The organism is uncultured Microscilla sp. (assembly GCF_947493425.1).
Taxonomy (GTDB): domain Bacteria; phylum Bacteroidota; class Bacteroidia; order Cytophagales; family Microscillaceae; genus Microscilla.
Genome location: NZ_CANLRP010000035.1, coordinates 52,452 through 58,451, shown reverse-complemented (window position 1 = coordinate 58,451; position 6,000 = coordinate 52,452). Strand labels below are relative to the sequence as shown.

Genomic DNA, 6,000 nt, shown 5'->3' with positions numbered 1-6,000 from the left:
TTAGCCGATTTTTTGCCTCGTCTAGCAACAAAATATTTTATTAAACTATAGAAATTTATTTTTACACCATTCCTTAGACTTTTAATATTCCGGTAAAAGTGATTGAAACAAAATAAAGTTTATAAGATGACTACTTTTACTTGTTTTTATATAAACTCTGGTGATTTAGAGAAAGTTAAAAGCGTGATTTTGAGTCTGCTAGAAGGGTTTGATTGTACTATAGAACGCGATGTTGAGGGTTTGCCTTCTTGTCTTGGTCAGAAAATAAATACAGCTTTGCCAAGCTGTTTACTCATCGGAAAGTGTGAGCCGGAATGGATTGTTATACATTATAATAACTTTAGCAGCTTAGAAAGCTGGATGAAAGAGCTTTCAAGAGTATTCGATGCCTATGCTATGGTTACTATTTATGACTCTATCTCCATGTATGCTTATCTTGGCATCTATAAGTCGGGTCAAAAAATAAGAGAAATTGATTCTGGTGATGTTGATAAGGATGGCAAGGATATAGAAGGAGTTAACTTTGGTGAAAAGCTGGATTTCGAATCAGAACAGCCAGGAATTTCATTTAAACGATTCGATGGTGAAACCTCATATTACTTTGATGATGAAAGCATCATACTTTATGCAAAACATTTTGGGTTAAACGTTGAGGCTGATCATAGTGATGTAAATTGGACACTAATAAGAGTAAAACGAGGAGGGGCTGAAGAACATAGGCTCAGTTTAGAGGCAAAGCGAAGCATTAAGCCTTGGTGGAGGTTTTGGTAGTAATGCATTTGCTTTCAGGTTGCCTGGTTCATCCAAACAACAACGAGAAGAAATGGGTGATAAAATAAATAATCTAGCGAAATAACAGCGAACCTGAAGTGATTTTTGTCAAATATGCAAATATAAGACTATCCAAAAGTTTTAAAAGACAATCTCATCTTGCTTTGGTTAAGAGCTTACACTGAAAAAAATGCAAGAAAATAAAATTAGGACATCAGAGCAGAAAATAGGAGTAGGATTGCTCACCTTTGTAGTTATACCTTTATTAATTTCTGCTTTTATGGATGTGATTAATGTATCTGGTGCAGGTGGCTTTTGGGGCGGTTTTATACTATGTCAAATATCATTATTCCTTTTTATTATATTGGTACAAGTCTGGCATGCAGGAACCTTCCTGGTTTGGATGATTATGTTAATTCTTAAGCTTATTCGGTACATAGTGAGAAAAGTTAAGGGCAAACAGAAAGTAAAGAAAGAAGGGGAGGAAGATGGCATTATGAATGGTAAATCAGAGCAAGTGTTGGCGCAACTTTTTTTGCCTTTGCACTTGATCTGTACATTGATGGTATTTAGTATTCCTGGCTTATGGTTAGGAAACGATACCCTTGTGCAAAAAATCACCTTTATTACTTCAGCTTGTTTGTATTCTGGTGTTACTTATGTAGCTTTTAGAAAGGGGTATGCAGATTATCTTTTGAATGATGTAGCACTTGTTTAAACAAATAGACAAATAACAAGAAAGTTTTGAACCTTTGTTGGTCAGTTTTCTTTACAGAATAAAAATCATAAAGTAATAATAATTGAGTAACAAAGAAAGTGTGCAATTGAAGTCATTAAAAATAGCAGTGTATTTGGCATTCTTGTTTTTGCCTTCTTGTTGGATTTGGATTATCATAGACAGTAATCACCCAAAGTACAGCACGCATTGGCATATTTCAAAAAAACGTTTTAGGAAGAAGAGATTCAAGCTTTATCGTCAAAACTTACATTTGTCAGGTACAAACACCGTAAGAACAGATGGTATATATATTAGCTCAAATCGTAAGAAATTACCAAAGCATTTTATTTTTGATAGGTTCTTTGAATCGGGACATTATATTGCGTGTACCTATGAATGTAAGGAGAACTGTCCTCCATTAGATTCTCTGAGAGAGAAATATGTAGATATGTTTCGTTATGGCTATTACTCGGTGCGAGATGATGGAAGAATAATTGTTGAAGTTCATGACAATGTGATAGGTATGCAACAAGCTGTAAAAGTATACGATCTACAATCAGGGTTTTTAAAGTTACTCTATCGTTTAGACGAAAGAGACTTTAAAACCGTCATAGATACTTTTGTTACTAAAAAACAATCTTTTGGGCATTTTTCGCCAATAAAATTTGAATCAGGTTATCAACCAAATTGGTAACACTTCCAGCCTAGTTTAGGTTCTTGCCCCATACTAAATAAACGACAACAAGTTTAACCCTTCATAAAACAAGTTTTTTTACATAATCACGTCATCGGCTGTGCGTTAAAAAAACAAAGCCTGATTCGTTGATTAAAGATGGGCTTTTGCCGAAGGTAGTGCTTTGCTTATAGTCACACGCTCAAAAGATGAAAAAAGCATCAGATTTTTTATTAGACAATTTCATAATTATTTTAGGAGTTATTATACTAACCATAAGTTCGGGGTCTATTAGTAAAACATTTAACTTTATTATAATTACCTTCCCTTCACTTATTTTGGCGAAAAACCTCGCAGAAGTGATAACACTCACTTGGTACTCTATTGAATATAAAGAAAACTGGTTCACAATAAAAAAAGTACTATCTATTGTCGTTAGTACACTGGCGATTGTTTTATTTTTTTGGTTAATAGGCTTTGATCCATCCAAAGTAAAGTCGTAACAAGCCCACTTGTTGAAGCGAAGGTGAATGAAAATAAAAGAGTCCAAACATCGCCCAAAAATACAACCCTCTGAGTACGTGGCAGGTATAAAAACATGAGTCAAACATGCACCTAATCAACAAGTTTTTGTTTTTTTGTGGTTGGTACGAACCCCTGGTAAAAGATATAGCGAAGTGGAAAGCTCAAGGTAACATTGGAAGCTTGCAGTTTGTAATAAAAAATATATCTCGTATTCCTGAGGGTAAACGCCCCTCCTTGACCGTCGATATTATAGAGGCGCTCTCAGATTTGAAGGCTCACTCTGCCCTGCCCATTTTGTTAAAAAAAATAGAGAGTAATTCGGAGGCTGTTTCTCGTGCTGCAATTACTGCCATACAAACAATGGGCTTGATAAACCCCAGGATTGAAAAAATCATCACAAATAAATTAGATTATTGGAATAACTCTCCCTCTATCCCTTTTGGGAAAAGTATTTTTAAAGACGATCCAGTGGAAGGCATTTCGTATCATAACAGGGCGTTGGGCTCCAATAGGCTTCATGAGCGGTTTGAAGAGCAGAAAAAAAATAGTGGTTATGGGTATTATTAATCGTCGGGTAAGTTGGAGGCCAACCTTCAGGCATTTAGTTTGACCCCATTACTCACTGACCTTTCCTAGTGATAATTTTTGGTTAATTCATAAAAATACAGCATTGTTTTATGAGTGCGTTAGCTAGATTCAGCCTTAGTTTGTTGTCGTTAAGTTGAAAATCCTCCGAGTACAAGCTCGGAGTTGTAAACCGAACTTGTATTCGGGGAATCTGTGAAACGAAGCCGTAAAAACAGATCACTGTTTGAGCGAAGCGAGTTTGAGCTGTTTAGCCGAAAAAGGCAGAGCTTGGGCTTCGCCCTGCGGTTCGGCGTAGTGCCACAGATTTAGACAAAACAAACTACAGCTGCGGGGTTTTGGTTCCTTTTGACCTGGAGCAAAAGGAACGGCTTACAAACATGCGATTCTTAAATTATTAAACGAATCTTAATACATTGCTAAATTTTATAAAAGAACAAACTTGTAACCTACGAAAGCTTAGTTACTCATTTTTAACACTCATCAATCTTAACATGAACAATAAAAAAGCAATGCCTGAGCCCAACATAAAGTCTTTTTATTATTCAATTGTATTGGGTGTTGTTTTTGTTGCAGTCCTGGTATGGTTTAGATACTATGATTTGCGAAACTATGGTAAATATGCCGTTGCTGTCACAACATCCGTTAGTGACGTCAGGGTGTGTTATAGTTTTTCTTGGAAGAACAAAACATATCAGGATTGTCAGGATATAGGTAATAGTCACAATATTTCTAAAGGGGATTATGTCGCGGTAATTCACTCTACAAGGTTTCCTGGCTTTAACAACCTTTTGTATTCAAGACTAAAGCCTGCCAGTATTCATAAAAGAATTGATACAATGAAAGTAGACAAAGGTTTTATTACCTGGCGCAGGATATTTTATGATTAAGTGTAAAAGCCCACCTCATTTTTACCTGAGGTGGGCTTTTTAGATTATTTACAATACATCAGTTCTCAGCCAGGTACTCGTGCACAAATTTGATCGCCATAGCCCCTTCACCTACTGCCGACGCTACCCGGTTCATAGCCCCGGCGCGTACATCGCCAGCGGCAAATATGCCAGGCACGCTGGTTTCGAGCAAAAAAGGCTCACGTTGTGGTATCCAGGCCTTATGAAACTCATGGTACTTGAGCAGTTCGCGTCCGGTTTCTAAAAAACCCCGTTGGTTGCGCAACACCTCTAAGTCTATCCACTCGGTATAAGGTTTGGCGCCAATAAAAATAAACAAAGCCCCCGCCTCACGTTCTTCCTCAGCTTTGGTTTGAACATTTTGCAATACTATTTGCTGAAGGTGGTCGCTCCCTTTGGCAGCCGTTATGGTGGTGTAGGGCAATAAGGTAATATTTTCGGTGCCTGCTATTTGGTCTATCAAATATTGCGACATGCTAAAGTTGAGGTTGGGTTTGCGAATAACAATGTATACGTGACGGGCAAATTTTGCCAAATACATGGCACCTTGTCCGGCAGAGTTTCCACCGCCTACTATATATACATCTTTGTCGCGGCAGGCAGCGGCCTCGGTAGTAGCTGCCCCATAATAAATACCGGCTCCGGTAAAGTCATTCATTCCGGGGGCTTCCAGCTTTCGGTAGTCTACTCCAGTAGTCACTATTACCGCACGGGTATGAATGGTTTTGCCATCGTCTAAAGTAATAATTTTGTAATTGTCCTTGGTCTCTATATTAGTCACCTGCACCGGAGACAAAAACTCAATGCCAAAGCGGGTAGCCTGAGTAATGGCGCGCCTCGATAAGTCCTGCCCGCTTAAGCCCGACGGAAAGCCCAGGTAGTTTTCGATACGAGAGCTGGTTCCTGCTTGACCACCTGGCGCCCTCCGCTCTATCAAAAGAGTTTTTAGTCCTTCCGACCCTCCATATACTGCTGCCGACAACCCGGCAGGTCCAGCACCTATAATGGTTACATCATACATAGTGTCAGAGGCTTGCGATTGATGCCCTGTTTTGCTGCCAATGTCAAGCAGGCTGGGGTTGGTCAAAAACTCACCGTCTTCAAAAAATACCGCAGGCAAATTTTTATAATCAATATTGTTCAGGGTGGCCAGTTGCTGGGCTTCTTCGCTTTGTTCAATGTCTAACCACTGATAAGGCACCAGGTTTCCTGCCAGAAAATCTTTGATTTGGTGCGATTTGGGAGAAAATTGATAACCCAAAATTCGAATGCCATTAAACCCCGGTTTGTAATTCATTTGCCAGACATCGAGCAAGTCTTGTATTACTGGAAACAGCTTCTCTTCGGGTGGGTCCCAGGGTTTGGTAATGTAGTAGTCGAGTTGTACATCGTTGATACCTTTAATCGCAGCTTCTATGTCTGAGTAGGCAGTCACCAATACCCTTTTTGCTTCCGGAAAAACCTCTACCGCCTGCTCCAGGTATTCAACCCCCAGCATTTCGGGCATGCGTTGGTCAGACAAAAATAAGGCAACCACTTCGTTTTTATTTTTTAATTCCTGCAAAGTTTCCAGTGCTTCTTTTACCGAGGTAGTACTCATTACTTTGTACTCCTTCCGGTATTGCTTTCGTAAGTCGCGTTGCAGTGCGCTTAATACTTGCGGTTCGTCATCTACCGCAAAAATGATGGGTTTCTTTTTACTCATGATAGTTTAGTACTTTAGTCTATAGTCAGGGGTCTGTAGCCGACAGTTTTTCAGCTTCGTGTAGAAACTCTCAACTCTCGACTAAGGAACATGTTCAAAATAAGTGTCGAGA

General features: G+C 38.9%; 6 protein-coding genes. 5 read left to right on the top strand and 1 reads right to left on the bottom strand.

What is annotated here, in order from left to right:
- The first annotated feature begins 102 nt into the window (after positions 1 to 102).
- The 5 genes from Q0954_RS11785 (at position 103) to Q0954_RS11765 (ending at position 4,162) form a co-directional block, all read left to right on the top strand.
- Complete coding sequence (locus Q0954_RS11785; protein ID WP_299457035.1) at positions 103 to 771, top strand: hypothetical protein; 669 nt, start codon at positions 103 to 105, stop codon at positions 769 to 771.
- 190 nt (positions 772 to 961) lie between these two features.
- Positions 962 to 1,489, top strand: coding sequence for a hypothetical protein (locus tag Q0954_RS11780; protein ID WP_299457033.1), 528 nt, complete (start codon positions 962 to 964; stop codon positions 1,487 to 1,489).
- An 82-nt stretch (positions 1,490 to 1,571) separates the two neighbouring features.
- Positions 1,572 to 2,183 (top strand): hypothetical protein, encoded by a 612-nt coding sequence (locus tag Q0954_RS11775; RefSeq protein WP_299457031.1) that lies wholly within the window; start codon positions 1,572 to 1,574, stop codon positions 2,181 to 2,183.
- A 588-nt stretch (positions 2,184 to 2,771) separates the two neighbouring features.
- Positions 2,772 to 3,254: a hypothetical protein gene (locus Q0954_RS11770; RefSeq protein WP_299457029.1), complete on the top strand. Its 483-nt coding sequence runs from the start codon at positions 2,772 to 2,774 to the stop codon at positions 3,252 to 3,254.
- Between the two features lie 512 nt (positions 3,255 to 3,766).
- Positions 3,767 to 4,162 (top strand): hypothetical protein, encoded by a 396-nt coding sequence (locus Q0954_RS11765; protein WP_299457026.1) that lies wholly within the window; start codon positions 3,767 to 3,769, stop codon positions 4,160 to 4,162.
- 58 nt (positions 4,163 to 4,220) lie between these two features.
- Here Q0954_RS11765 and Q0954_RS11760 read toward each other — a convergent pair whose 3' ends face one another.
- Positions 4,221 to 5,888 (bottom strand): FAD-dependent oxidoreductase, encoded by a 1,668-nt coding sequence (locus Q0954_RS11760; RefSeq protein ID WP_299457023.1) that lies wholly within the window; start codon positions 5,886 to 5,888, stop codon positions 4,221 to 4,223.
- Between the last annotated feature and the right edge of the window lie 112 nt (positions 5,889 to 6,000).

What these genes read in the sequence shown, in the direction of transcription:
- Q0954_RS11780 (WP_299457033.1), top strand. Translation starts at nt 962, where the DNA reads ATGCAAGAAAATAAAATTAGGACATCAGAGCAGAAAATAGGAGTAGGA.
- Q0954_RS11770 (WP_299457029.1), top strand. Translation starts at nt 2,772, where the DNA reads ATGCACCTAATCAACAAGTTTTTGTTTTTTTGTGGTTGGTACGAACCC.
- Q0954_RS11765 (WP_299457026.1), top strand. Translation starts at nt 3,767, where the DNA reads ATGAACAATAAAAAAGCAATGCCTGAGCCCAACATAAAGTCTTTTTAT.
- Q0954_RS11760 (WP_299457023.1), bottom strand. Translation starts at nt 5,888, where the DNA reads ATGAGTAAAAAGAAACCCATCATTTTTGCGGTAGATGACGAACCGCAA.